The 23,620-nt window shown below is 56.4% G+C and carries 27 protein-coding genes and 2 pseudogenes; 10 read left to right on the top strand and 19 right to left on the bottom strand.

Annotation, left to right across the window (positions count from 1 at the left end; all coding sequences use genetic code 11):
• The first annotated feature begins 51 nt into the window (after nt 1–51).
• On the top strand, nt 52–510 hold the full coding sequence (locus GH784_RS13470; protein ID WP_076845638.1) for a DUF995 domain-containing protein: 459 nt from the start codon (nt 52–54) through the stop codon (nt 508–510).
• A gap of 305 nt (nt 511–815) precedes the next feature.
• A complete protein-coding gene (locus GH784_RS13465; RefSeq protein WP_003518735.1) occupies nt 816–1,250 on the top strand; it encodes a DoxX family protein in 435 nt (144 codons plus the stop codon).
• Nucleotides 1,251–1,305: 55 nt separating this feature from the next.
• Here the strand turns inward: GH784_RS13465 and GH784_RS13460 are convergent, their stop codons facing one another.
• From GH784_RS13460 to GH784_RS13415, 10 genes are all read right to left on the bottom strand, one after another.
• A complete protein-coding gene (locus GH784_RS13460; RefSeq protein ID WP_272434441.1) occupies nt 1,306–1,980 on the bottom strand; it encodes an SDR family NAD(P)-dependent oxidoreductase in 675 nt (224 codons plus the stop codon).
• Between the two features lie 171 nt (nt 1,981–2,151).
• Nucleotides 2,152–2,991: an oxidoreductase gene (locus GH784_RS13455; protein ID WP_153793495.1), complete on the bottom strand. Its 840-nt coding sequence runs from the start codon at nt 2,989–2,991 to the stop codon at nt 2,152–2,154.
• 20 nt (nt 2,992–3,011) lie between these two features.
• Nucleotides 3,012–3,314, bottom strand: a complete 303-nt coding sequence (locus GH784_RS13450) for a putative quinol monooxygenase (RefSeq protein WP_153793494.1) — start codon at nt 3,312–3,314, stop codon at nt 3,012–3,014.
• Between the two features lie 100 nt (nt 3,315–3,414).
• Nucleotides 3,415–3,699 carry a DUF1330 domain-containing protein gene (locus tag GH784_RS13445; RefSeq protein WP_153793493.1) on the bottom strand — a complete coding sequence of 95 codons (285 nt, stop codon included), beginning with the start codon at nt 3,697–3,699 and terminating at the stop codon, nt 3,415–3,417.
• A 52-nt stretch (nt 3,700–3,751) separates the two neighbouring features.
• The gene (locus tag GH784_RS13440; protein ID WP_003518746.1) at nt 3,752–4,300 is read right to left on the bottom strand and encodes a flavin reductase family protein; all 549 of its coding nucleotides are present in this window, start codon (nt 4,298–4,300) and stop codon (nt 3,752–3,754) included.
• Between the two features lie 57 nt (nt 4,301–4,357).
• Nucleotides 4,358–5,107, bottom strand: coding sequence for an SDR family oxidoreductase (locus GH784_RS13435; RefSeq protein ID WP_003518748.1), 750 nt, complete (start codon nt 5,105–5,107; stop codon nt 4,358–4,360).
• 431 nt (nt 5,108–5,538) lie between these two features.
• The gene (locus GH784_RS13430) at nt 5,539–6,759 is read right to left on the bottom strand and encodes an adenylate/guanylate cyclase domain-containing protein (protein ID WP_153793492.1); all 1,221 of its coding nucleotides are present in this window, start codon (nt 6,757–6,759) and stop codon (nt 5,539–5,541) included.
• Nucleotides 6,760–6,943: 184 nt separating this feature from the next.
• Nucleotides 6,944–7,864: a helix-turn-helix domain-containing protein gene (locus GH784_RS13425; RefSeq protein WP_173995580.1), complete on the bottom strand. Its 921-nt coding sequence runs from the start codon at nt 7,862–7,864 to the stop codon at nt 6,944–6,946.
• Between the two features lie 406 nt (nt 7,865–8,270).
• Nucleotides 8,271–8,522: an Atu4866 domain-containing protein gene (locus GH784_RS13420; protein ID WP_003518754.1), complete on the bottom strand. Its 252-nt coding sequence runs from the start codon at nt 8,520–8,522 to the stop codon at nt 8,271–8,273.
• Entirely contained in the window at nt 8,519–9,085 is a 567-nt protein-coding gene (locus GH784_RS13415; RefSeq protein WP_174048134.1) for an invasion associated locus B family protein, read from the bottom strand. Before GH784_RS13415 ends, GH784_RS13420 begins: the two co-directional genes overlap by 4 nt.
• 140 nt (nt 9,086–9,225) lie before the next feature.
• On the opposite strand from GH784_RS13415, the gene GH784_RS13410 reads away from it, so the two are divergent.
• Nucleotides 9,226–10,125 carry a LysR family transcriptional regulator gene (locus GH784_RS13410; RefSeq protein WP_153793491.1) on the top strand — a complete coding sequence of 300 codons (900 nt, stop codon included), beginning with the start codon at nt 9,226–9,228 and terminating at the stop codon, nt 10,123–10,125.
• Between the two features lie 198 nt (nt 10,126–10,323).
• Here GH784_RS13410 and GH784_RS13405 read toward each other — a convergent pair whose 3' ends face one another.
• The gene (locus GH784_RS13405) at nt 10,324–11,283 is read right to left on the bottom strand and encodes an MBL fold metallo-hydrolase (protein WP_153793490.1); all 960 of its coding nucleotides are present in this window, start codon (nt 11,281–11,283) and stop codon (nt 10,324–10,326) included.
• 93 nt (nt 11,284–11,376) lie between these two features.
• On the opposite strand from GH784_RS13405, the gene GH784_RS13400 reads away from it, so the two are divergent.
• Nucleotides 11,377–12,330, top strand: a complete 954-nt coding sequence (locus tag GH784_RS13400) for a LysR family transcriptional regulator (RefSeq protein ID WP_003518762.1) — start codon at nt 11,377–11,379, stop codon at nt 12,328–12,330.
• Nucleotides 12,331–12,409: 79 nt separating this feature from the next.
• On the opposite strand, the gene GH784_RS13395 is transcribed toward GH784_RS13400, so the two are convergent.
• Nucleotides 12,410–13,312, bottom strand: coding sequence for a LysR family transcriptional regulator (locus GH784_RS13395; RefSeq protein WP_153793489.1), 903 nt, complete (start codon nt 13,310–13,312; stop codon nt 12,410–12,412).
• A gap of 94 nt (nt 13,313–13,406) precedes the next feature.
• Between GH784_RS13395 and GH784_RS13390 the strand changes: the two are divergent.
• The 4 genes and pseudogenes from GH784_RS13390 to GH784_RS13375 form a co-directional block, all read left to right on the top strand.
• Nucleotides 13,407–14,291: pseudogene (locus GH784_RS13390) on the top strand (MFS transporter); the annotation flags it as partial.
• 44 nt (nt 14,292–14,335) lie between these two features.
• Nucleotides 14,336–15,082, top strand: coding sequence for an SDR family oxidoreductase (locus GH784_RS13385; protein ID WP_003518768.1), 747 nt, complete (start codon nt 14,336–14,338; stop codon nt 15,080–15,082).
• 10 nt (nt 15,083–15,092) lie between these two features.
• Nucleotides 15,093–15,554, top strand: a complete 462-nt coding sequence (locus tag GH784_RS13380) for a cyclophilin-like fold protein (protein ID WP_153793488.1) — start codon at nt 15,093–15,095, stop codon at nt 15,552–15,554.
• Nucleotides 15,555–15,593: 39 nt separating this feature from the next.
• Entirely contained in the window at nt 15,594–16,031 is a 438-nt protein-coding gene (locus GH784_RS13375) for a lipocalin-like domain-containing protein (protein WP_003518772.1), read from the top strand.
• A 108-nt stretch (nt 16,032–16,139) separates the two neighbouring features.
• On the opposite strand, the gene GH784_RS13370 is transcribed toward GH784_RS13375, so the two are convergent.
• The 7 genes and pseudogenes from GH784_RS13370 to GH784_RS13340 all read right to left on the bottom strand — a co-directional run bounded on the left by GH784_RS13370 (nt 16,140) and on the right by GH784_RS13340 (nt 21,312).
• Nucleotides 16,140–16,430, bottom strand: a complete 291-nt coding sequence (locus GH784_RS13370; protein ID WP_003518774.1) for a DUF1330 domain-containing protein — start codon at nt 16,428–16,430, stop codon at nt 16,140–16,142.
• Nucleotides 16,427–16,843 carry a zinc-binding dehydrogenase gene (locus GH784_RS13365; RefSeq protein WP_236772836.1) on the bottom strand — a complete coding sequence of 139 codons (417 nt, stop codon included), beginning with the start codon at nt 16,841–16,843 and terminating at the stop codon, nt 16,427–16,429. Before GH784_RS13365 ends, GH784_RS13370 begins: the two co-directional genes overlap by 4 nt.
• A gap of 51 nt (nt 16,844–16,894) precedes the next feature.
• Nucleotides 16,895–17,736: pseudogene (locus GH784_RS13360) on the bottom strand (Fic family protein); the annotation flags it as partial.
• Between the two features lie 593 nt (nt 17,737–18,329).
• Complete coding sequence (locus GH784_RS13355) at nt 18,330–18,470, bottom strand: hypothetical protein (protein ID WP_003518781.1); 141 nt, start codon at nt 18,468–18,470, stop codon at nt 18,330–18,332.
• A gap of 368 nt (nt 18,471–18,838) precedes the next feature.
• Nucleotides 18,839–19,609: a 4-hydroxy-2-oxoheptanedioate aldolase gene (gene hpaI / locus GH784_RS13350; RefSeq protein WP_153793487.1), complete on the bottom strand. Its 771-nt coding sequence runs from the start codon at nt 19,607–19,609 to the stop codon at nt 18,839–18,841.
• A 7-nt stretch (nt 19,610–19,616) separates the two neighbouring features.
• Nucleotides 19,617–20,399 (bottom strand): 2-oxo-hept-4-ene-1,7-dioate hydratase, encoded by a 783-nt coding sequence (gene hpaH, locus GH784_RS13345; RefSeq protein ID WP_153793486.1) that lies wholly within the window; start codon nt 20,397–20,399, stop codon nt 19,617–19,619.
• A gap of 19 nt (nt 20,400–20,418) precedes the next feature.
• Nucleotides 20,419–21,312, bottom strand: a complete 894-nt coding sequence (locus GH784_RS13340) for an intradiol ring-cleavage dioxygenase (protein ID WP_153793485.1) — start codon at nt 21,310–21,312, stop codon at nt 20,419–20,421.
• 248 nt (nt 21,313–21,560) lie between these two features.
• Here GH784_RS13340 and GH784_RS13335 point away from each other — a divergent pair, with 248 nt between their 5' ends.
• Together GH784_RS13335 and GH784_RS13330 are read left to right on the top strand one after the other, a co-directional pair.
• The gene (locus tag GH784_RS13335; RefSeq protein ID WP_153793484.1) at nt 21,561–22,295 is read left to right on the top strand and encodes a GntR family transcriptional regulator; all 735 of its coding nucleotides are present in this window, start codon (nt 21,561–21,563) and stop codon (nt 22,293–22,295) included.
• Complete coding sequence (locus GH784_RS13330; RefSeq protein ID WP_153793483.1) at nt 22,292–23,110, top strand: sugar phosphate isomerase/epimerase family protein; 819 nt, start codon at nt 22,292–22,294, stop codon at nt 23,108–23,110. Before GH784_RS13335 ends, GH784_RS13330 begins: the two co-directional genes overlap by 4 nt.
• The last annotated feature ends 510 nt before the right edge of the window (nt 23,111–23,620 follow it).

The raw sequence follows: 23,620 nt of genomic DNA, 5'->3' as shown, positions 1-23,620 counted from the left end.
ACTGCTTCGCTATCGCTAGAATTCCCTCATTTCTGACAGGAGGGAAATTAAATGATAATTCGAAAAATCGCTGTGACAATTACTATTCTATGCAGCTCGTTTGGTGCGTCCTTTGCAGACAAGCTGCCGAAGGACGCGGTTAAGCTGACGCCGCAAGAGGTCACGGATCTCTACACGGGATTTTCATCTAACTGGTCACGCAGCAATGCTTACTTTTCACCGGACGGGGCTTACTTTCTTGTAGGCAAGAACGGAAACTTTGTCGGGGAAGGGAAATGGTCGGTCAGCGACAATCAGGTCTGCGCTGATTTTACAGTGAAGGGCGTCAAGGACGGAGGCTCCAAAAAGGCGCGGGATTGCTGGGCATGGTATAAGCAGGGCGATAAACACTGGACGTTCTGGAACGGGGAAAAAGACAAGCGAAACGGCTTCTACACCGGAGAGAAAAATAAGTTGTCAAAGGGTGATAAGGTAACTGACAAATTTCGAAAGCTTGTGGCATCACAATAAAGCTATAGCAGCGTTATGGTGCATCAGCACTCGTGAAGGCCGGAGCGTCGAGGTAAAGAAGGCGTTCGTGACCTACGAGCGTCGTTCCTCGTAAGATACTTCACGGATCGTGCCGAAATCGCGATAACTGGCTATGAAAGGTCGCCGTGCACCTCCTCTGGCATAAGTTGGCGACACGGGGAAGCGTTCGATTTTTTCGACGATAGAGTGCGATATTATCCAGCTTTTTCGTTCGCTTGGATGATGGCAATTTCTCCTCACGACGCAGCCACGGTGGCTACGCCCCAAACTTAAGGAGAACGTCCATGTCTTATTCCGAAGCAATCGCCCAGCGCGTTGAAACTCTCTCCCATTCGGCCCTCATCAACGGCGTCACGCCTCTCACCGGCCGTGTCCTGCTGGCGGCAATCTTCCTTCTGTCCGGTATCAGTAAGATCTCTGATCCAGCTGGGACGATCGGCTATATCAATATGGTCGGCCTGCCCTTCCCGTCGCTGTCCTACGGTGCAGCGGTCGTGACTGAGCTCCTGGGCAGCATTGCCCTGATCCTCGGTTTCCAGACCCGCATCGTCGCTCTGATCCTTGCCCTGTTTAGCGTTGCCACGGCACTGACGTTCCACAACAACCTCAGCGACCTGAACCAGTTCATCCACTTCTTCAAGAACATCGCAATGGCCGGCGGCCTGCTCCAGGTCGTGGCGTTCGGCGCGGGCCGTTTCAGCCTCGACGCCCGCCGATAAGCGAAGCACCCGATCAAAAGAAAAGCCCAGACGATGGTCCGGGCTTCTCGTGTTTTTACTTGCCCCATTCCGGGCCGCCGCCATCGGTGCAGGTCTGGCCCCCATCGACCGGCGGGACAATTCCGGTGATCCAGGCCGCTTCATCACTGGCAAGAAAAGCAACCGCCGAGGCAATCTCTTCAGGTTGGCCTGCCCGTCGCAACGGGATCCGGTCCCACGCCTTATCGAGAAGCGCGTCGTCATCCATGATGGCATCCACCATTCCCGTGACAGTAAGCCCGGGCGCCACTGTATTGGCTCTGACACCGAACTTGCCGAGGTCACAGGCGGCTGAGCGGGTTAAATTCGCAACCCCACCCTTTGCAGCATTATAGGCCGCATGGCTCCAGCCGCCACCAAGGGATGAGACGGAGCCGATGTTAACGATCGAACCCTTGGTCTCCTTCAGATGCGGAACCGCCGCACGGCTCATATAAAAGACGCCGGAAAGGTCCGAGGCAATGCATTCGTCCCAATCCTGATCGCTCGTCTGCTCGATGGTGCCGACAAGATTCATGCCGGCGGCATTGACGACAGTGTCGATGCGGCCGAACCGTTCGACCGTCGCTGCGACAAGGGCGTCGCAGTCCGGCCGTGAGGAGACATTTGCGACAAAGATGCCACTGCGGTCGGCCGGCGTCTTCGAGGCAGCTTCCGACAACCGCTTATCGGTTCTGCCGGAGATCATCACCGACGCTCCTTCCTCAAGAAGCCGGTTGGCAATGGCGGCGCCGATACCGGAACCCCGCCCGTTACGATTGCTACTTTTCCATCAAATCGCTTTGACATGACACACTCCTTCATTCTGCGTGGCGAAGGCCGCGGCAGTCTTGGTTTCGTGTTTGGGTCTGACTGGATTGGTTCAGTTTGTCGGGAAGTCGGCGGAACGAGACAAAGCTTCCCAGGCGAGGACGTTTGCCTTGAGATCGTCAGCCTTCTTCAGGGCTGCGTCCACGGCATCATTGCCGAGCGGAAGATGGTGCGGAGGCTGGTCAGCCAGCACGGCTTCCCGGATCGCCTTCGCCGCGCGCGCGGGATCACCGGCCTGCTTTCCGACCGATGCGTGGTAAGCACGACGTGCCTCGCCCGCTGTCGCCTCATAATCTTCAATGGACGCGGAGACCTCGTTCGACGATCCTGCCCACTCCGTCCGGAACGCGCTTGGCTCGACGGTCAAGACGTTGATCCCGAGTGGGGCGACTTCTTTTCGGAGCGTATCCGACAGGCCTTCCACGGCAAATTTGGTCGCGCAGTAGTAGCCCACGCCGGTGTAGCCCACCAAGCCGCCGTTTGATGTCAGATTGACGATCGTACCACTGCGGCGGGCTCGCATATGCGGGAGCACCGAATGGATGGTGTTGGCAGTACCGAAGAAATTGACATCAAACAGGTGGCGGGCGTCGGCTTCGGCGGTTTCTTCAATAGCACCGAAGAAACCGATCCCGGCGTTATTGATCAGAACGTCGATGCGTCCGAAGTGCGCTTCTGCAGCGTCAACAACCTTTTGGCACTGATCCCGATCGATGACGTCGAGCGTTAGGATCAGGGCATCGCCCTTCTGCTCAAGATCCGCGATCTTGTCGGTTTTGCGAGCCGTCACCACGACCTTTTCACCGGCTTCCAGCAGGTGTTCTGCGATGTAGCGACCGAAGCCTGTAGAGCATCCGGTTACGAGCCAGACTTTAGGGTTTTGCGTGCTCATTTCATATACTCCTTTCTGTTTCAGGCCAGCGGGGACCGTTGCTGGTAGCCGCAGATTTCCACGTCTTCGACGCACAGGTCCGGGACCTTCGCCATGAAGGCCTCGACGTAAGGTGTGCTCACATGCAGTCTGAAGTCGGAGGCGTGCCGCCAGTCTTCGAGCACCATCCACACGTCGGGAACGTCATTGGACTGGTGGATCTCGTAACGGAGGCAGCCTTCCTCGTTTCGGGACGGAGCGACGAGCTGAAGCAGTTCGTCACCTAGATCTCCTGAGCGGCCCGGCTTAGCAGTGAAGTAGGCCACATTGGTGAGGTCAGCCATTTCAGGTCTCCTTCTCGGTTAGGGCAGCACCCGCACAGTGACGGCATGCCTGGAAAAGATTTGCCGCGTCTTTGCGGGAGCTGTCGTGATCCTGCTCTTTTCAGACGCCGTTGATCGCGATGATGCGCGATGCGGCGGCAGCCTGCCGCTGTGCAGCCAAGGGCGCGTATTCGGGGGATGCGAAGAGCTGGCGGATCGCATCCTTGTCCGGAAATTCGATGATAAGCATGTTGGTGGCGGTCCAGCCCTCCAGCTCCAGTGGTGTTTCGTCGATTGCGATGAGCTCGCCGCCGGCTTTGGCGACGAGCGGCAATGCCTTAGACCTGTAATCTTCGATAGACTTCATGTCGTGGATGTCGAGATCGACGACGAGATAAGCAGTCATGGTTTTCTTCCTTTCGTAATGGGTTGCTGGTGTATTTTGGGCCCGGCGCCTCTCACGGGAGATGGCGCCATTTGACCATCCGATCTCGAAGATCGAGTGTGCCGCCGTCGACGGTGAACGTGCCGTCGCCGCGGTGATGCATCATTCGACGCTCTTTTCGGGTCTCGTTGATCCATATCCTCGTCGCCTCGAGGATGAAGAGGTTGTAAGGATCCGAGAGCCTGGTATCGACGACCCGGCATTCTATGTTGGCCAAGCAGTCTGAGAGGAGCGGGGCTGATACGTCCTTGGCAGGTCGCGTTTTGAGACCATACCTCTGGAATTTATCCACCCGATCGCCTGAACAGTTGCCGACGTCGACAAGGGTTTCAGCAAGATCGAGACCGGGCACAGCGATGACACATTCTCCGGTTTTTCGGATAGCCTGATAGCTGTGATCCCAGGGCCCGATGACACAACCGATCAGCGGCGGGTCATGCTGGATCATCATATGGAAGCCCATTGTCATCACATTGGGCTTGCCGTTATCGCTCGTTGAGACCATGACGATCGGGCCAGGTTCCAGAACGCGATATGCTTGAGATGCGGGTAATTCCTTCATGACAGTCTCCCTTGAGAGGTCCCTGCATCTAGGCAGGGACCCTTCAGGGCCGGTCTGTTACCAACCCTGTTCTACTGGCAGAACGAACAGCTCGGCGACGTCCACATGAGCCGGGGCTTGGGCGGCGAAGACGATGGTGTCGCCGATATCCTCGCCCTGGAGGAAGGTCATCTGGCTCGCCAGCTCGTCCATCTGCTTGCGGTAGCCCGGATCGGTGATGTGGTCGTAGAGCTCGGTGGCAACGGCGCCCGGCTGGATGCAGGTCACGCGGATGCCGTGTTTCTGGCCGACTTCCATACGCAGGCCATCCGAGAAAGCCGTTACCGCATGTTTCGTGGCGCAGTAGACCGACAGACCCTTGAAGACCTTGCGACCAGCGATTGAGGACATGTTGAAGACATGGCCCGAATGCTGCTTGATCATCTGTGGCAAAACGGCGGCCGTAGTGTTGAGCAGGCCCTTGACGTTCACGTCCACCATCCGTTGCCACTCGTCAACCTTGAACTGATCGATATCGGAAAGCGGCATAAGACCGGCATTGTTGACGAGGATGTCGATCGAACCATACGCATCGATCAGCTTCTTCACGCCCGCATCGATCGAGGTCGTGTCAACCACGTCCATCTCGATGACAAGGGCTTCGCCACCCTTGGCTTCGATCTGTTTCTTGAGATCTTCGAGCTTGTCGGTGCGCCGTGCAGCGATACCGACCTTGGCACCGGCTTCAGCAAGCTTTGCAGCGGTCGCAGCGCCAATTCCACTCGATGCGCCGGTGACCAGTGCGATCTTTCCGTTGAGGTTGGTCATTGTCTTCACTCCTTGTCTGAAGCCCACCACCGCGGTGGGCGTTTCGTTTTGACAAGGAGAAATTTAAGCCGATCGTCGGCGCCCTTCTCACGGGCTCTTGCTCGACCTGTCGCGATCTTGCTCGAAACGTAAGATGTTAAAAACCAGCCTCGGCGATAGTGACTGGGGCGGCAGGCCATTTTCGCAACGGGCTAGCTGGACCAACTGAAAGTCTTCGTCGATTTCGACGTAAACAAGAATGTGGCCGCAGCCACGCGCGCTATTGCGTCTGCTGAGCCGATCAAAATATCTGGAAGGAGCCCCATCATCCGTTTCCCGAAATTTAGGCATGTTTAGGGAGACGAGACACACTACAGGTGAGGCCACGCGTCCGGAGCTGATAATGCTGATGCCAGCGTGCCAACGGCGCTCAATGGAGCGGAAACTCTCTTTCAGCCGACGGCGTGATGGGGATTATCAAGCGTGTAAAGCATTTGCGCGCCTTCTACGCCCTTGAGTGCGAACCGGCCTACGCATGAGAGACGCTGACGATCACGCCCCTCTATACAGTCTGCAAAGTTGGAAGAAGTAAGCAGGTTTACATCCAATGACCGACACATCGAGACGATGCGGCTTACCTCGTTTACGGCGGGACCTATCACGGTGAAATCGAGTCGATCCTCGCTTCCGATATTCCCGTAAAAAACATCACCAATGTGTAGTCCGAGACAGACTTCCGTAGTGGGGCGGCCTTCCGATGTTCTCCTGCTATTAAGGGTTTCAAGCCGCAGGCGAAGAAGCTTTTCGGCTTTCAACGCGGCGTCACAGGCATCGATTTGTCGATCCCCTCTGAAAATTGCCAGGACGCCATCACCGATTAATTTCAGCACCGTCCCGCCAGCCTCATGGACGGCCGAGATCACCGCGTCGCTGTAATCATTCAGGAGAGGAATGATCTCTTCAGGTGCTACTGTAGCAGAAATTCTTGTATAATTTGCTAGGTCCGAGAACCACAGGGCTGCGGATATGCGTTCTGCCGAACCACGGTTGATTTTACCTTCAAAGACTTTCCGTGCCGCGTCGTGCCCGAGATAGACCTCGGCAATCGTCCTCGCAATCCGCGCAAGCGCAGTGCTTTTGATTGCCAAAGCCAGAACCGGCAGAAGCTTGCGAAGGTTCTGAAGATCGAGATCAGAAAAGCCGGCGGAATCACGTGTGGCGAAGTGCGAGAAAAAGCAGTCCATCTCGCCGATGGTTCCCTGTTTTTCAAACCTATGGATAAAGGCAACGAAGTCCGTGTGACCAGAACGACGCATATCATCCAGCGTTGCGAAGTCGGCCGGATCGCCTAGTCCGATACGACGTCGGACTTCAGAATCCTCTCCTGCCCACAGATAATAGAAAGCTGAGCGTTTCCAGTTTTCCAACGCGTCTCCGGAACTACTGGGACCGTACTCGAATTCTGTTTCCACCACTTGCTGACTATCCCATCGAAAGGCGCGCCCCTCGTGGACCGGGTGAAGCGTGTCAATAAGAGCAAGACTGCGGTCAAGTGGTAAACCGGCGTCGCGACATGCTGCACAAAAGCCACCGAGCAACATGGACTCGCTTGCTCCTCGAAGCCCTTGGTGAGCTACCCAGGCGGAAATCCTCTCTATGTCTTCGTCAGTCATGCCTCTGGAAACTTTCGCGAGCCGTTGTGCCTCACTGTGCGCACTAAAGTTAACGAAAACAAGGGGCTTTGGCTTTCGGCCGCCCCAATCGACCAAAGCCGTCGTTCATCCCGTATTTTGCTTTTCCGGATCCGATCATTCGAACCGCGAACGCTATCGCGATTTTGCTCGGGCTGGCCGAACTTTATCCTCGCCGGTAGTGACTTGGCGGCAGGCCGGTTTCTCGACGGAACACCTGAGCGAAATGGCTAGGGCTGGAATAGCCGACGGACATGCCGATTTCGATAATGCTGGTATCTGTCTCCTGCAGAAGCAGCCGGGCCTTTTCTACGCGCTGGCGAATGAAGTAGCGCGACGGTGAAAGGCCGGTGGCTTTCTTGAACAGGCGGCTGAAATGAAATTCGCTCATGCCCACTGTCTCGGCGAGTTGGGCCAGATGGAACGGGTCGGCCAGATGCTCTTCCAGATGCGCGACCGCACGTCGAAGCTTGAACCCGGGAAGCGCGTTCTGCCTGTCCTCGGCAACTTCACCAGATGCATAGTTCCGGATCAGATGAACAGCGAGGCTTTGCGTAAGGCCCTGGATGAACAGCTGGCTTCCCATTCCTTCTGCCGTCAGTTCCTGATGAACCAGCGCGAGGAGGTGAGATAGTTGCTTGTCCTTGCCGCCGGAAACGTCGCGTAGTACCGGTGGAGCCACGCAACCCAGCACATCGTAGGCAACACGCTCGAACAGCGGTACGGAAAGATAAAGATGCATTACCTGGAAAGGTGCATCACCGATCGCGCGCCAGCGCATCTCATAGGGTGAGGGAGAGCGGGTCAGGAAAAAATCACCTACCGTAACCGTATTGGCGACCCAGTCCCCGTCAAGATCACGTTCCTCAACCACCGCTTCTCCTGAAATCACCCAGACGATCAGGGGTTCGGCAACAGCGGGAACAAGAAAGGGCTCCTGCTTGTTGAGACGAGAATAGACCTGCACGAACATGTCGCTCCACGCGGGACTATCGCCACTAACGAGCGTGCGACCGGCTATATACTGCTCAAGCCCGAGCGGGGACGTCCGCTCGGGCCTAGCAATAACCTTTCCCATTTCGGGCATGAGTGCCCCTCGATAAGTGGGTTTTCCAGTCACGGCCGGGGCAGAGCGCATATCGGTTTGACGGGATTGTTCTACGGTTTCCAATGCGGTCCCTCCCTAAAAACGGGGCTAGCTGTTTAAGGTTGCCAAAGACTTCAACGGGACTTTTGTCGGCTCACATGTCGCACACAACCATCCCCTCCAATGATACAATGCAGCATTTGGTTTCGTCAGACAGGAATATAAAGATGGTCTCATCCGACACTTTGAGGCAAAAAAACCCCCGTTAACGACGAACGTGACTGCTTCACCGACGAACATGTTTCGTTTGAGCAAACATCGCGGACTACGATCGCGGCGATGATCTAACGGAGCGAAAAACGCATCACGCCGGCAATGGACATGTGCCGTCGTGATCGCGTCTCGTTTACGTCCTGCGATAGAGAACCATGCCGGCATGGTACAGGACATCATCGACAAAGTCGCCGTCGGCCGTAAAACCGGTATCGTCCCAGTACTCGATGTGATCCCCGGACACCTCGTATCGTCCTTGATATGCACTTTCGCGTCGGCCACGCGCCTCGTCGTAGCGGCCATTCGGGAGCAACTGGTGGCGGATGCGGCGGTCTGCGGTCTCCCACATGCCGACATAAGGGTGCAAAGGCGTTGCGGTCGTCATTGTGCCGCCTCCGTCTTGCCCAGGAAAGACTGAATGGTTTCGGGCTCAACGACCCAAGCGTAGTTCAGTTCATGGCGGATTTTCCATTTGCCAGCGGTGCATTCCCACCCTAGCTGCGAGCGCCCATCAAAAGCGATCACCTTGCCGTCGAGACGATCGATGCGGCCGACGAAACCAAGCGTCGTCGAAGCGACCGTGTCGCCGACGATCGCATCATGACCGCCGGTGAGGCCGTGGCGAACAGATCGGGCAGCGTTCTGCAACTCCTCCCAGTTGGCGCCATAGCGAGCCGAGTTGTCAAAGAGCTGTGTGCTGCCTGGGGCGAAATTGTCGTAGAAAACCCCTTTAGTGTCTTCCAGGTTGTAATACCGGTTCAGCTTCTCTGCGAATACGAATTTGCCGTCGCTTTCATGGCGTTCCCAACCCTTCATGATCCAATCGGCATGAAGCGCAAGCGGAGCGTCGGCGCCTTCCCGAGGGCAGGAGCTGTCCTGTGCAGCGACGGGTCCAGCGCAGATCCCAAGTGCCAGAGCTGCTGCGAGTGTGATCTTGTTGTTTGTCATTGGAATCTCTCCTTCGATGATCGGTTGTGCTTGTTTGTCAGCTGCCGGTTTGACCGGTCGGCTATGGCCAAAAGGTAGACAAATTCGATTGTCGCTTGTATACCCTCGTCGCTAACTGTTTTGGTTAGCAGGATGCGACAATGACAATCGATCTAAACTTGGTGCCGATGTTTTTGGCCGTCGCCGAGGAGGGGAATTTCAGGGCGGCCGCAGATCGCCTTGGCGTGACACGCTCGGGGGTTAGCCAGGCGATCAGACGGCTCGAGGATATTTGCGGCATCGCGCTTGTCAGCCGCACGACGCGCAGTGTGCGGCTGACAGAGGCGGGCAATCGCTTCCGTGAAAAGCTGTCTCAGCCAATGGCCGATGTGAAATCGGCATTCGAGGATGTCGCAGGCGACGCAAGGCCTAGCGGCTTGCTGCGGATCGCGGTTACGTCGATTGCGGAACAATTTCTGTCAGGGCCGCTGATCGCGTCCTTCGCGCAAGCACATCCGGGCGTCACGATCGATGTCACGGTGACCGACGACGTCTTCGACATCGTAGCAGCCGGCTACGATGCGGGGGTTCGGTTAGGTGATGTGATAGAGCAGGATATGGTTGCAGTGCCACTCACAAAAGAAGAGAGAGAAGTGGTAGTCGCGACTCCGGGATATTTCGATATCCATGGAACGCCCCGCCACCCCCGGGACCTCGTACATCATCGCTGTATCGGCTGGCGTCCGTCTCCAAGTGCTGCACCGTATCGATGGGAGTTCGAGGAAGATGGCATACCTTTCGACGTTGGGGTCGAGCCGCAAATCACCACCAACGATCTGCATCTGATGGTTCGTACCGCGCTCGCAGGCGGCGGTATTACGTTCGCATTGGAGGAGACGTTCCGCCGATACATCGATCGGGGCGAGTTGATCACGGCGTTGGACGGCTATCTGCCCCCCTTTCCCGGGTTCTTCCTCTATTTCCCCAACCGCCGCAATATGGCGCCCAAGCTGCGTGCGCTCATAGAGCATGTCCGCGCACATAGATCGACACAGCCCTAGCTTTCCGCGGCGAAAACTGGCTGGGTGCGCCGTGTCTCGCACCCATAGATGGTTCTGCTTTCCCGTCCGCTCGACCTGAACCACGTAGGGTGGATACGGGCCGGTCGGACTTGTAGAGAACAACCTTTGGCGCTGCGGAAGACGAGGCTATTTCGAGCCTCGTCAGGCCATCGCTTAACCGGACGGTCAATCCTAATCCTAGGAATAGTTGACCGGGAGCCAGTCATAATTGGTGCTATCTGTACGCACGTGGCCGACCCCGGGAAACGCAATATGGGCGCCCGCCACCAGATATTTACCGTCCACCGCCTGTTTGAATGCAAGATCGCGGGCAGCAACGGCGGCTTTCTGATCGATATCGAATTCTATGGCGATGCCGGGCTCATCGAACTGCAGGATATCGCCATGGGTGATGTCGCCCCAGAAGACGATCTTCTGGCCTTCGCTTTCCAGCGTGATGGCGCTGTGACCGGGCGTATGTCCCGCATAAAGAACCGAGCCCAGACCCGGGGCGGGTGCTTGGTTATCTCCGAAGGTTTCAAATTTTCCAGCTCGCACGTAAGGCGTCACGCACTGGTCTGCCTCGCCAAAATGTTGCTTGACGATGCCGGTCGCCGCTTTGGCGTTTTCCGGGCTCAGCCAGAATTTCGCCTCCCGCTCATTGACCCGTAATGTGGCGTTAGGGAAAGTGCGTTTGCCTTCGCTCATCAACCCACCGGAATGATCGGTATGAATATGGGTGAGGATGACATCGTCAATGTCACCTACCTTGTATCCGGAAGCCTCGATGTTGGACACGAGCTTGCCGAGCGATGGGCCCAAATAGGTACCGGTGCCTGCGTCGATCAGCACCAGTCTTTCGCCGGTGTTGACCAGGAATGCGTTGACGGAAGTTGGTACGATTTCCGGCAGAAAAGCATCATTCAGAGCGCCCTGCGCGTGTTCTTCGCTAGTGTTGGTGTAGAGCTTGGCGAGCGGCAGGGCAACTGTGCCGTCCGACAGGGCTGTGACCTCTACGGAGCCGATCTTCAGCCGGTAGAAACCCGGTGCCTGAACAGCGGCAAAAGGCGCCTTGGCGAAGACGATTGATGGCGCGACAAAGGGCGCTGCGACTAAGCCAGTCAGAGCGCTTTTGAGAATGGAACGACGAGATGGCATGGGTTTGCTCCTTACGTTGTGGTGCGGAACGGCTTGCAAGTTCCTGCCCATCAGCTAAGGATGCTCGCGTCAGCAATCAAATCGATATAGTTCATGCAGGTCATCGATCATTTCAATCTTCGTTCCTTCGACCTCAATCTTCTCGTCGCCTTCGATGCGATGATGGAGGAGATGAGTGTGACCCGGGCAGCGCAGCGCTTGAAGATTCAGCAGCCTGCCATGAGCCACAACATCTCGACCTTGCGCACGCTGTTTCAGGATGAGCTGTTCATCCGTGTCGGGCAGGTGATGAAGCCGACGGCACGGGCGCTGAATTTATCCGGCCCGGTGCGGCAGGCTCTGCGACAGGCACAGGCCGCCGTGTTGATGGCAGAAGCATTCGATCCGGCCACCGAGCGACGTACATTCAGGCTGGGGCTGTCCAGCGAGGTGGAACTATTGTTGCTGCCTGACCTGACCGCTCGGTTGCGCGATATCGCACCGGGCATTCGTATTCTGGCTCGCGGCGGCGATGCACTGGAGATCGAGGCGATGCTGGATTCAGGCGTCGTCGACCTGTCTGTGGGATGCAGCTATCTCCCGGATTCACGACACCATTGCGAGCCGCTTTATCAGTCCAGCGTATTGTGCTGTTTCAATCCGCAACTGGTGAAGCTCTCCAGCCCCGTAAGCCTTGATGCCTATATGGCGGCACAGCACGCCGTGATTTCGCAGACTGACAGTCTGCATGGCTGCGTCAAGGATGCTCTGGAGCATGCGGGGGCAGAACTGGACGTAGTGGCGGCGGCTCCGGATTTCATGTCGATATTGGCGACGGCGCGTTCATCTGCCGTGATTGCAACCGTATCGTCACGCATTGCACTTCGTTACGGACCGCTGCTGGGTCTTGATGTAAGCCCTGTGCCGCTCGCGCTGTCTTTTCCACCCGTATCCATGGTGTGGCCGCTTCAGATGGACAGCGATCTCGGTTGCGCGTGGTTGCGGCAGCAGATCCGTGAAGCGATGCTAAGAACAAATGGGAGCAACGTCGCGGATATTGGGGCGTGACGGGCGTGGCGATGAGCATGTGTCTGAAGTCCTCGCCTTGATGGGAATTGAACCGCTGGCCTACTAATTCAGAATTTCGCTAGGCCCCTCCAAAGCGGAACCTGAACGCATCAACGAATGCTGAAAATGCGGGAGAGTGATTGCGTCTGTTGGGGTAATACAGGTGATAGCCCTGAAACGTCGGGCGCCACGCTTTGATTGCCTCCCGCAGTTGGCCCTTGTCAATATACCCTTTAACGAGATCTGTCGGCGCGTAAGCAAGGCCCATCCCGTCGAGGGCAGCATCGATTGCCGAGCTAATGTTGCTGTAAACCAGTTGACCATCGACGCGAACACTGAATTCGCGACCATTTTCCCGAAATTCCCAGGCGTAAAGCCCACCTGAAGTGGGAAGACGCAGATTGACGCAATTGTGCTCGGTAAGATCTTGTGGGCTTTCCGGCGCCGGATATCGCTCGAAGTATTCAGGCGACCCGACGACGGAATAGTTGACATCAGGACCGATACGAACAGCGATCATGTCTCGCGCGATTGCCTCGCCCAGCCGCACGCCCGCGTCGAACTGCCGTTCGATGATGTTGGTGAAGCCATTGTCGACGATCAGTTCAACCTGAATGTCAGGGTATTCGTGCAGGAACGGCTTCAGCCTATCCCGGAACACCAGTTCGATGGCATCATCGGGGCAAACAATCCGGACATGGCCGGAGGGCTTGTCGCCAAGCGCCTTCAGCGCGTCGATCTCGGCACTGATCCCTTCGAAATGATGCTCGACACTCTGCATCAAACGTTGGCCGATTGCCGTCGGTGCAACATCCCGGGTCGTGCGTGCGAGGAGACGTACACCAAGCCGCGCCTCCAGCGTCCGGATTGTGTGACTGAGCGCGGAGCGCGTCACCCCAAGCTTCACTGCCGCGCGCGTAAAGCTGCGTTCTTTCGCCACCTCAAGGAATGCCCGCATCTCGGTAAATTCATCTCGGCGCATTGTTGAATCTCTTTCACCACGACATGAGGTTTATACCGCCTAGTGGCACGACTTCAATACCGTTACCTAAACTCGCAACGAGAGCGAGCACGAGATGACCGAACTGACCGTAGATGACAGCCTTGATGACAAGCAGCAGACAACGCCCTGGAGCGCCGTTACTTGCCTGTCCCTTCTGACGTTCCTATTGGTCGGCCTGGAGTTCATGCCGGTCAGCCTTTTGACGCCGATTGCGCGAGACCTGTCAATAACAGAGGGTCAGGCAGGATTGGCGATCGCCGTCTCGGGCTTCTTTGCGGTCGTGACCAGCTTGTTCGGAAACAGGCTTCTCGGCCAACTGGACCGGAAAACGGTCGCACTTTTCTACACGTCCATCCTGACGCTCTCCAGCCTCACTGTTGCCCTCGCCCCAGGCTACCTCATCTTCCTGATCGGGCGAGCCATGGTTGGTATCGCGATCGGCGGTTTTTGGTCGCTATCGACCGCCATTCTCGCGCGTCTCGCATCAGGGCCCGATCTTCCGCGGGCAATTGCGCTTCTTCAGGGCGGCACGGCAATGGCGATCGTGGCTGCCGCCCCGTTGGGCAGTTTTCTCGGCAGCCTCATTGGGTGGCGCAACACCTTCCTCGTCACTGTCCCTATCGGCCTCGCGGTGCTGGTATGGCAAATGGCCGTCCTTCCGAACGTGCCATCTGCCAAAACTGTATCCGTCGGCGCGATGTTCGGATTATTGCGCAATCGCACCTTTGCGATCGGCATGGCTGCGACGGCGGCGACGTTCATCGGCATGAATTCGCTATCGATCTACCTGCGACCGTTTCTGGAACATGTGACCCGGCTCGATATCAACACATTATCCATCTTGCTGCTGGGTCTCGGTGCGGGCGGACTGGCTGGTTTGTTCGCGAACGGCTTTGTGCTGCGTCGACATCTCGGTGCCGCTCTTGTTGGCATGCCCGTTATCCTTGCCGTCATCGCCCGTCCTCGCAATTGACTTCTCACACTCAAAGACTGGAGACCATTATGTCACATGGAATCGAAGACAAGGTCGTCGCCATCACCGGGGCCAGCAGCGGTCTTGGCGAGGCCACGGCACGCCATCTCGCCGAGCGCGGCGCGACCGTGGTCATCGGCGCGCGCCGCATCGACCGTATCGAGTCTTTGGCTGTGGAGTTGATGGAGAACGGCGGCAAGGTACTCGCTGTAGAGACTGACGTGACCGACCGGGATCAAGTCAAGAACCTCGTCGATACCGCTGTCGAACGGTTCGGTCGCATCGACGTCATGCTGAACAACGCCGGCCTCATGCCCCTCGCTCCGCTGGAGCGTCTCAAGATCGACGAATGGGACCGCATGGTCGACGTCAACATTAAGGGCGTGCTCTACGGCATTGCCGCGGCCCTTCCTCACATGAAGGCCCAGAAGTCCGGGCACATCATCAACGTGTCCTCGGTATACGGACATGTCGTCGATCCAAGTGCGACCGTCTATTGCGCCACAAAGCACGCCGTCCGCGCCTTGTCCGAGGGGCTGCGGAAGGAGGTGAAACCCTACAACATCCGGACAACGATCATATCGCCCGGCGCGGTCAGTACTGAACTCCTCGATCATATCAGTGAAAAGGATATCCAGACGGGCACCAGAGATTTCGTCAACAAGATCGCCATCGGACCAGGTACATTCGCCCGGAGCGTCGCGTTCGCCATCAGCGAGCCTGATGACGTCGATATCAACGAAATCCTCTTCCGGCCCACCGCGCAGCCGGTCTGACGGAACTGCCATGTTTCGTCCGATCAGCCGGCGACAAGTTCTGGGCACCGCGCTGGCTGCCGCGGCAATTCCACGTGGCGCCATTGCACAGCAAGGACGTGACCCAAACAAACGGGAGCCAAGCGACGTACGCATCAGGTTGACGTTCAATGACTTGGTGCTGACAGCGACGCTTCACGACAACCCCTCGGCGCGCGACCTTGCGTTGATGCTTCCGCTCGATCTGAGGATCGAGGACTTCGGAGGCAACGAGAAGATCGTTCGCCTGCCTCGCAAACTTACCGAGGAAGCGAGCGGCCGCTTCACCAACGAGAGGCCCGGCGATCTCTGCTACTTCAAGCCCTGGGGCAACCTCGCTCTTTTCTATGCGGACTATCGCTGGGAGGGGCTGATCCGTCTCGGCCGTTTTGACAACAGTTTTGACGCGCTGCTGGTACGCGGCGAGTATCCCGTTCGTATCGAACGGATTTGACAGATCCTCTACCTCCTGCCACCAACAAAGGACATTTCGATGAATCGTTTCAAGATCTCGGCTGCAGCACTGACGCTGGCGTTCACCTCCCCGGCGTTTGCCAGCGATGCAAAGTCTCCGGTCATCGGCGCCTGGCGCATGACCGCACTGGAGGTCGGCGCTGCTGGCAATCTTCAGGCCATTCCATATTCAGGCCAGCTCGTGTTCACCCAAGGGGGCACCTTGTCGGTGCAGGCGATGAATCCCGATGCGAATGCCGCGGACACGCCGTACACCACGAAAGCATACGAGGCCTATTACGGCCCGGTTGAGATCGACGATGCCAAGAACATATTCGCAATCACCGTGCAGTCCTCTCTTGTCCGCGACCTGATCGGTCAGAGACTTGAGCGCAAGTTCGAGGTCACAGGCGACAAGCTGGTTATTTCGCCGGTCGATGCTGCGGAAGGTTGGCGCGTCAGCTACGATCGCTTCTGAAAGCTCGAGCCCTGCAGACCTTCCTCAAGAACCACCGTGTCTAATCGACTGAATTGCCCGCCCTGATGGGGCGGGCAATTCATATTGAGGTCCCGTAACCTTGCAGGCCTAGCTGACCTCGTCGATGATGAAGGAGCGATAGTCTGCGCCCAGGTACCTGTGCTTCACGGCCGCCTGGTATTCGGGGTTGTCGTAAAAGGCGCGAGCTACCTCCATGCTCGGGAAGCTGGCCATGACGACACCTTCGGGAGCAGCGCCTTCGAGTGGATCGAGAGCACCGTAGCCGGCGAGCACGGTCGCTCCCGATTCACCGAGCAGTGGTGTCACCAGTTCCGAATAGGTCTGCAGTTCAGCGGCGTTCCGACTGCGTTCCCGAATGAAAATTGCATAGGCGGTCATACTAAAATCTCCTTGAGAGTTCGCGCCACGATCAGTTGCGAATGACGACCTTGCCGAAGACATTTTGGCTGGCGAGGCGCTCGTAGGCCGAGTGGGCGTTCCTCGAACGCAAAGACGTTGTCGATCACCGGACTGATCTGATGGGCGGCAACGGCACGGTTCATCTCCTCGAGGTCGCTGCGATTGCCGACACTGATAACCTTGTAGGTCGCCTGGCTGAAGAACAACTTCATGACGTCGATCGCTTTACCTTCGAAGCCGAGCGCGCCCACGATGGAGACTTGGCCACCTTCGCGAATGGAGCGAACGGACTGGGCAATGATTGCCGGTCCGCCAACCTCGACAATGCGGTCAGCACCTAGACCACGGGTCAGGTCACGAACCGCTTCGTGCCAGTCCGGAGTCCGGCGCATTCCTGCCATCAATGCCGCAGCGGTAGCTCTCAGAACCGTCTACCGTGCTTTGCGCTCAAGCGTCGCCCGTTGAGCATCCAGGATAGTTTCTGAAAAGAAAATGACCCAGTCGGTGATATCGAGCGTGCGCTCATGCCGCTCAAGCTCTGAGTAATAGGCCTTCCGGTGTTTCTCGATTGTGAAGGCGAGTGAAATGAGGCTTGGCTGCCCTATGTTTTGCGCTAGGGATTTCTCCGCGAGCGCGCGTCCAATTCGGCCGTTGCCATCCTCAAACGGATGTATGGTTTCAAAGTAAAGATGGCCTACTGCGGCACGCGTCAAAGCTTGAAGCGAGCATTGGCCATCTGGCCCTGATTGATTGAACCATGTGATGAAGGTCTCCATCTCAGCGGCAACCCGGCGCGACGGGGGAGCCTCGAAGTGGATGGTGGGCTTGTCCAATGGACCTGACACGATCTGCATGGCGTCTTCATGCGTGCGGTAAGCCCCAACCGTTTCAATATATTGGTTTCCCGCCATCAGCATTGAATGCCAGTGGAACAGTCCCTCATGACGCAGCGGCCCATGCCAACTTCGATAGACATCTGCCATCATCTCGGCGATCCCCGCTCTTGGGAGCGGATCTGTCTATCATCAGTGTTTAGCCCGAACTGTCGGCGGAGTGACGACTGGACACTCACGCGGTCCAGAAATTCCCCCTCAATCTCTGAGGTCTTGACCGCTTCGTCGCTCAGCAACTCAATGCGAAGTTGGTTGCTGTCGTCCTCGTTGAAATGCCGGACAGCACCGATAACCTCTCCAGCTGATTGCAGGAATCTCTGCTTCAGCGGTACCAGGCTTGCGGTGTCGCACCTGTAGTTTGGCCAATCAGTGTTTCGCCAGTTCCATTCCATGAGTTATAGAATCCCTCTCTATAACTCATAATCATTGCCATAAATGAGCTATTGCAAGCCCGTCTATCGCTCAGCACCACAATCTGCAGCTCTCCATTCAAGAGGCAGCGATCGACAGCTAACCACTTGCCCTAACATATTTTGTTAACGGGCGCTCAAGCGAAGAGCTGCAAAAACGATCCGTTCGTCCACCATGATGGCAGCTGACGGATTATCCGATTCAATAAGTGCGAAGATGGCGTCTCGATCTTATCGCGCAAACGCTGAGCAAGTAAGCTTCACGACTTGCGTGCCACTGCTTTAAGCCGCGCTTACCCGCTACGTTTCTCAAACTGTGCCTCGACTTTACCGTCCGAGACGCCCGGTCGAGAGAAATTAGTTCAGCCCCAACCGTGTTACGGGCGGGGCTGGTCAAATAAGTGCATGGATAAGGGCTTGCGGATAATCTATTGGGCCAGGTGCGTGAGGCGAGGTCTATGCTCGATCTCCTGCTACGCAAATCGCCCCCCTACGTTTCGTCGAGGCGGGTTTGAAGAAGGTCCATTCTGCTTCCAAACGAATGTGGATTGAAGCAGGTTGACACCTGTCGGCGCTCAGTTTCCTTTCGCCTCGTTATCTTTCTTAGCCTGATCGTGATGCCACTTGATGGCGTAGTACATGCCGATGCCCAGTACGATAATTTTGAACGGCAAGAAAACTATTGGGAAAAAGTCTACCCATTCCAGGTCAGCCATTTCGAGTACTTCCAGTCTGTTGCTTGGAATTGTCTATGCTTTTGCATAGGACACACCCGAAATGCTCCTTTAAGAACTCAATTACAAGATCGACAGGCATGGTCTTTTTGACGCAGCCTCGCCTCCTTGTGCCGGCCGCCGACGTGATACAGGGCTCCTCAATCAGGAGCGATACGCCGCCGCGCGCAGGTGCATGCTGGCTATCAGCTGGATGGAAAGACTGTTGACACCGATACGGTCGGACCGGTCTCGGCCTCGAATGCGAGTTGGCAGGCGTTTGGATCGGATGGCCCCATCGCTCTCACATTCCAATCGGTTCACGCCCGTAGGCACAGGTTCGTTGACGACGTGCCCGGAAGCTCGCATGTCTACAAATGTTTCGAAAACCTGGCCGCCAGTGCTTCTGATCCGCGCGCCAGCAATGCGACATCGACACCGACGGCAGTGAACAGCGTTCCCAATTGCATGCAACGTGCCGCGAACTTCTCGTCAGGCGTGAGTATTCCTGCCGGCTTTCCGAGCCGTTTGAGTAATGCGATCGTATTTTCAATCGCCTCGACCACTTCCGGATGGCCTGGTTGTCCCGGATAGCCGAAACTGGCTGCGAGATCCGCCGGGCCAATAAATATCCCGTCCACCCCTTCGACCGATGCCATGGCCTCGATATGAGCAATAGCCTCCCGCGTTTCGACTTGAATGAGAACACAAATCTCCCTCTCCGCCTGCTGGGCATAATTCTTTACCCTGCCGAAACGTGTGGCACGCGTAAGGGCCGAAACGCCTCGAATTCCTTTCGGTGGATAGCGGGTTGCTTCCACCGCGGCTTTCGCTTCGTCTGCATTTTGAACAAAGGGGATTAGAAGAGATTGTACACCAATATCTAGGAATCGCTTGATCAGCACTGGATCGTTGACAGCTGGGCGCACCACCGGCGCGACATCGTAAGCGGCGATCGCCTGCAATTGTGGCAGCACGGTCAGCACGTCGCTGGGGGAATGTTCGGTATCAAACAACAGCCAATCGAACCCGGCTGGCGCCACGATTTCGGCAGCGTAGCTCCCTGGAAGCCCGCACCAAAGTCCTATCTGGCTTTGCCCGGCCTGCAGTTTTGCTTTAAATTTATTGACTGGAAGATCCATCTCTACCTCACGTAAAAGAGACGCCGATCGAGCCAACTGGCCCATAATCAGCCTGAATGACATCGCCCTTTATGATGTCGACCGGTCTCGTAAATGAGCCCGCAAGGACGATCTGACCTTTTTTCAAGCCGCCGCCGACGGCATGAAGTTTGTTGACCAGCCATGCAACGCCGGCGGCCGGATGACCCATGATCGCGGCTGAAACCCCGGACTCTTCGATAATGCCGTTTTTCGACAGAGTTGCTCCGACCCAGCGTATGTCGATATCAAACGGGCGGATCACCCGCCCACCCACGACGATTGCTCCGAAGGCTGCATTGTCGGCGATTGTGTCGGTAATCGCACGCGGAACGTCGGTTCTGTAATCGATGATCTCGAGCGCAGGCAGAATGAACTCCGTCGCGCGCATGACGTCATAGATACGGGTGCCCGCTCCTTCCAGGTCTTCACCCATTACGAACGCCAACTCGACTTCCAGGCGCGGCTTGATGAACAAATCCGCATTAATCTGCGCGCCATCATTGTAGAGCGCATCATCCAAGATCACCCCATAATCCGGCTCGGTCATCTTGGATGCCATTTGCATGGCGCGAGACGTCAGACCTATTTTGTGACCGACAATCCGCGCGCCGCGCGACACACGCAACTCGGCCCAAAGCGCCTGAATGCGATACGCATCCTCAATTTCGAGCTCGGGATAAGTTTTGCTGGGTTGGACAATGGGAGTCCGCGTTGTTTCGGCCTCCAGGATGGCCCTGGCTGCTGACAGGCGTTGTTCCTCGGTAATCATTATCCGGCTCCAAATAACGTTATTTGATTGGCGGGCGCGGCAAGAGAGCCTCGCCTGCTTCCATGACATAAGTGTAGTCGAGCGAGAACCACGGCGCCTGAATGTCTCCGTTGGTTGGATGCGGTTCGTCGTGGCGAATGAAATCGCCGGTGAGTGCCGCAGTCACGCCAAACTGAACGTCGGATTCGATATTCGGATCGCTCGGATCGAAAACCTGCGAAATCAGCGTCTTGTAGCCCCGCTTGAAGATCAGCGCGTGCAAATGTGCTGGTCGATAAGGATGACGGCCCTGAGCCTTGAGCATGCGTCCGACAACGCCATCGACGGGGATGGGATAACCAACCATCTTCACTGTCTGGAACCAGAAACGTCCCTCCCCGTCCGTCGTGAATTTGCCGCGCAAGTTCATCTCCGCCTGATCTGGGTCCTGGTTCTCATAAAGACCGACAGGGGATGCGTGCCAGACGTCGACTTCGGCACCAGATATCGGATTGCCTTCGCGATCGATTACACGAGCATGGACGAAAAGCGGCGTACCGGGCGTGTAGGACCGGATGATCGTGCCGCCGTTTTCAACTCTTGGAGAATTCAGGCGCCAAAATGGTCCAAGAAGCGACTGTGAAGTCTCTGTTTGTCCCTTGTCACCGTTATTGAGCAGGCAGACAAGGGACGAAACGCCAAGTGAGCCGGACATGAGGACAAATTCGTTATGACTATCGGTTTGCATTTGGCCGATCTCGTTGAGAACCGCAGTCGCTTCCCGGAATTCCACCTCGGTCAGCCTCACTTCGCGAACGAAAGCATGGAGATGTTTCACCAGAGCCATCAGGATGTCCCGCATCCTTGGATCAGAGGTCTGGCCCATGGCCGCAATCACGGCGGGCGTTAAGTCCCTTTCAGATTTAATCACCATCGTTACCTCCCAACGCTCGAGTGATACGTAAATAATCGATTATCTGTCAAGCGCTCATCAACGCCTCCAGCGTCAGGATTTTGTGAAATTCCAAAATTGTGAGATAAATAGCTGATATCGATGCTTTTCTCTCTCGATATGCTCAATTGTCCTGTCATACTATGGTGGAGAACTCCAAATTCGTTGACAAGAATAATCGTTTATAATATCGCCCATCAACCAAGCGCGACATTCGCGTGGGAGGTTTTATGAAGCGACAGAGTGCCTCACCCGACGCACCCAGCGAGCAAGCTGGAAATGGTGACTTTGCCGATGACGGCAAGAATACGATTGGAAGCCAACTGGCATTCCGGCTGCGCGAAGCAATTATTTCCGGAGGGCTGGAGGCTGGCAGCAAGATCAATCTCGACAAGGCGCGACAGTCATTCAATGTGAGCCTCAGCCCCTTGCGCGAAGGGCTTGCGCGCTTGATTTCCGACGGGCTGGTAGAGTTTGAAGACAATCGCGGCTACCGGGTCGCGCCAGTATCACTGGCAAATCTGGAAGAGATCACGAGTCTTCGCGAGGAGTTGGAGGTTTTCGCGTTGAAAGAGTCGATTAGGCTCGGTGACGCGGAGTGGGAAAGCAATGTCATGCGCGCGCTTCACAAGCTCAACCGTGCCGACCGCGATGCGAACAAGCCGGAAACTCTCGAATATTGGGAGATGGCGCATCGCGACTTCCATCTAACCCTTATTTCGGGCTGCGGAAAGCCGCTTCTCCTGCATTTCTGCAGGACCCTACTCAATCTAAATGATCGATATCGCAGAAAATTCCTGACCCAGACTTCAGGCGATCGAAATGTCAGCCAGGAGCATAGTGAAATCGCTCAGGGCGCTGTGGCGAGAGACAGCGATTACGCGATTGACAAGCTTCGTCAGCACATCCATCGCACCGGCGCTAACCTGCTTGATCATTTGGCTAGTACCGGAGTTGTGCGATGACCGATGCGGTGAAAGAGTCGCCCGTCGGCATCGCCCATTTCTCTGCGATCCGACTGCCGCCCCAGCAGTTCGTCAGGCATGCTGCAGTTGCAGGCTTCAATTCCGTAGGACTTCGGCTGCATCCCGCTTTCCCTGGGGCACCCTTTTACGAGCTGCCGCAGGGCAGCAGGGATGCAATGGAGTTTCGAACTCTACTCGACAGCGAAGGCATCAACGTTTTTGATATCGAGTTTTTCATTATCGGCCCGGATTTTAACGCTGCCCTCGTCGAACACATCGTTGCCGCCGCCGCCGATATTGGAGCCAAGCGCCTGTCCGCATGCGGCGACGATGGCGACTTGCAACGGCTAATCGGCAATTTGACGGAGTTCTGCCAGCTTGCCGCACGATATGGGCTGGCTGTCGACGTTGAGAACATGGGTTGGCGCACTATCAACACCTACAGCAAGGCTGGTGCGCTGGTCACGGCGTCCGGCCAAGACAATGCAGGTGTCTTGGTCGACGCCATTCACTTTTTTCGAAATGGCGGAAACATTGACGAGATCAAAACTGATATCGTACGGCATGTGCAGCTCTGTGACGTAGTGGGGCCGGCACCCAAGCGTCCAGAAAACATGATGACCGAGGCCAGGGCAGGACGGTTGGCGCCAGGTGATGGCATATTGGGATTGAGCCAATTGCTAAACAAAGTTGCTGGCCATGCCACGATATCGGTAGAGGTTCCATTGGTTGGCGACATCGATCCGCTGGTTCATCTGACAACGCTCAATATGAAGTCCCGGAAAATTCTTCAGCGCGTAGCCGAACAGTTTTAAAGAAGCCTTTGTCGGGCTCCCCCTGCCCCGCTCAGCGGCGCCGTTAGTGGGCCTGTGCGGCACGAAAGTTTCTGTTGCGCGCCACAGGCGCCCTATGGCTAGCCGTCCGATCGCCACGACAGTTCACCAGTCTTTGTTTTGGTTCAGGGTTTGGGCAATCGAACTTGGCGGCCATTGGGCGGGAGGCTAAACGAATTACGGAATCAGGTTAGTGGCCTGGAAGAATATGGTGGTCGCAGTCTGTTCGCCCCCTCCCCGTATTCATGTCCATTTTACCTCGGCGGTCAGATTTCAAAGTTTTCGTTCCTACGCGCGCTGTTGGTGGCCTTGGGTCGAGGGATCGAGCAGCAGAGGTTATCCTCACACTGAAGTGCACATTCTGTCACAGCATAATCAGATCCGTCTGTTGCGGCACCTTACGGGCGCGGATGTAAATGCATCAGGAATGCCGGTTGCCCACGTCCCTGCCCTGCTCAATTGGATATTGTCGCTTGGTGTAGGTCGTCTGGG

It is taken from the genome of Agrobacterium tumefaciens (assembly GCF_009649785.1).
Lineage (GTDB): Bacteria > Pseudomonadota > Alphaproteobacteria > Rhizobiales > Rhizobiaceae > Agrobacterium > Agrobacterium tumefaciens.
The sequence above is the reverse complement of the archived record's forward strand: the minus strand, read 5'-3'. Positions and strand labels throughout refer to the sequence as shown.

Excerpts from the sequence above, each read along its gene's own strand:
- GH784_RS13355 (WP_003518781.1), bottom strand. The coding sequence starts at position 18,470 with ATGGCTGACCTGGAATGGGTAGACTTTTTCCCAATAGTTTTCTTGCCG.
- GH784_RS13365 (WP_236772836.1), bottom strand. The coding sequence starts at position 16,843 with ATGCGCCGGACTCCGGACTGGCACGAAGCGGTTCGTGACCTGACCCGT.
- GH784_RS13370 (WP_003518774.1), bottom strand. The coding sequence starts at position 16,430 with ATGACCGCCTATGCAATTTTCATTCGGGAACGCAGTCGGAACGCCGCT.
- GH784_RS13445 (WP_153793493.1), bottom strand. The coding sequence starts at position 3,699 with ATGACTGCTTATCTCGTCGTCGATCTCGACATCCACGACATGAAGTCT.
- GH784_RS13395 (WP_153793489.1), bottom strand. The coding sequence starts at position 13,312 with ATGCGCCGAGATGAATTTACCGAGATGCGGGCATTCCTTGAGGTGGCG.
- hpaI (WP_153793487.1), bottom strand. The coding sequence starts at position 19,609 with ATGGATCTTCCAGTCAATAAATTTAAAGCAAAACTGCAGGCCGGGCAA.
- GH784_RS13450 (WP_153793494.1), bottom strand. The coding sequence starts at position 3,314 with ATGGCTGACCTCACCAATGTGGCCTACTTCACTGCTAAGCCGGGCCGC.
- GH784_RS13400 (WP_003518762.1), top strand. The coding sequence starts at position 11,377 with ATGCAGGTCATCGATCATTTCAATCTTCGTTCCTTCGACCTCAATCTT.
- GH784_RS13340 (WP_153793485.1), bottom strand. The coding sequence starts at position 21,312 with ATGGTGATTAAATCTGAAAGGGACTTAACGCCCGCCGTGATTGCGGCC.
- GH784_RS13415 (WP_174048134.1), bottom strand. The coding sequence starts at position 9,085 with ATGACAAACAACAAGATCACACTCGCAGCAGCTCTGGCACTTGGGATC.
- GH784_RS13440 (WP_003518746.1), bottom strand. The coding sequence starts at position 4,300 with ATGAAGGAATTACCCGCATCTCAAGCATATCGCGTTCTGGAACCTGGC.
- GH784_RS13330 (WP_153793483.1), top strand. The coding sequence starts at position 22,292 with ATGACCGATGCGGTGAAAGAGTCGCCCGTCGGCATCGCCCATTTCTCT.
- GH784_RS13430 (WP_153793492.1), bottom strand. The coding sequence starts at position 6,759 with ATGACTGACGAAGACATAGAGAGGATTTCCGCCTGGGTAGCTCACCAA.
- GH784_RS13420 (WP_003518754.1), bottom strand. The coding sequence starts at position 8,522 with ATGACGACCGCAACGCCTTTGCACCCTTATGTCGGCATGTGGGAGACC.
- GH784_RS13455 (WP_153793495.1), bottom strand. The coding sequence starts at position 2,991 with ATGAGCACGCAAAACCCTAAAGTCTGGCTCGTAACCGGATGCTCTACA.
- GH784_RS13380 (WP_153793488.1), top strand. The coding sequence starts at position 15,093 with ATGTTTCGTCCGATCAGCCGGCGACAAGTTCTGGGCACCGCGCTGGCT.
- GH784_RS13410 (WP_153793491.1), top strand. The coding sequence starts at position 9,226 with ATGACAATCGATCTAAACTTGGTGCCGATGTTTTTGGCCGTCGCCGAG.
- GH784_RS13465 (WP_003518735.1), top strand. The coding sequence starts at position 816 with ATGTCTTATTCCGAAGCAATCGCCCAGCGCGTTGAAACTCTCTCCCAT.
- GH784_RS13435 (WP_003518748.1), bottom strand. The coding sequence starts at position 5,107 with ATGACCAACCTCAACGGAAAGATCGCACTGGTCACCGGCGCATCGAGT.
- GH784_RS13425 (WP_173995580.1), bottom strand. The coding sequence starts at position 7,864 with ATGCCCGAAATGGGAAAGGTTATTGCTAGGCCCGAGCGGACGTCCCCG.
- GH784_RS13470 (WP_076845638.1), top strand. The coding sequence starts at position 52 with ATGATAATTCGAAAAATCGCTGTGACAATTACTATTCTATGCAGCTCG.
- GH784_RS13335 (WP_153793484.1), top strand. The coding sequence starts at position 21,561 with ATGAAGCGACAGAGTGCCTCACCCGACGCACCCAGCGAGCAAGCTGGA.
- hpaH (WP_153793486.1), bottom strand. The coding sequence starts at position 20,399 with ATGATTACCGAGGAACAACGCCTGTCAGCAGCCAGGGCCATCCTGGAG.
- GH784_RS13405 (WP_153793490.1), bottom strand. The coding sequence starts at position 11,283 with ATGCCATCTCGTCGTTCCATTCTCAAAAGCGCTCTGACTGGCTTAGTC.
- GH784_RS13375 (WP_003518772.1), top strand. The coding sequence starts at position 15,594 with ATGAATCGTTTCAAGATCTCGGCTGCAGCACTGACGCTGGCGTTCACC.
- GH784_RS13385 (WP_003518768.1), top strand. The coding sequence starts at position 14,336 with ATGTCACATGGAATCGAAGACAAGGTCGTCGCCATCACCGGGGCCAGC.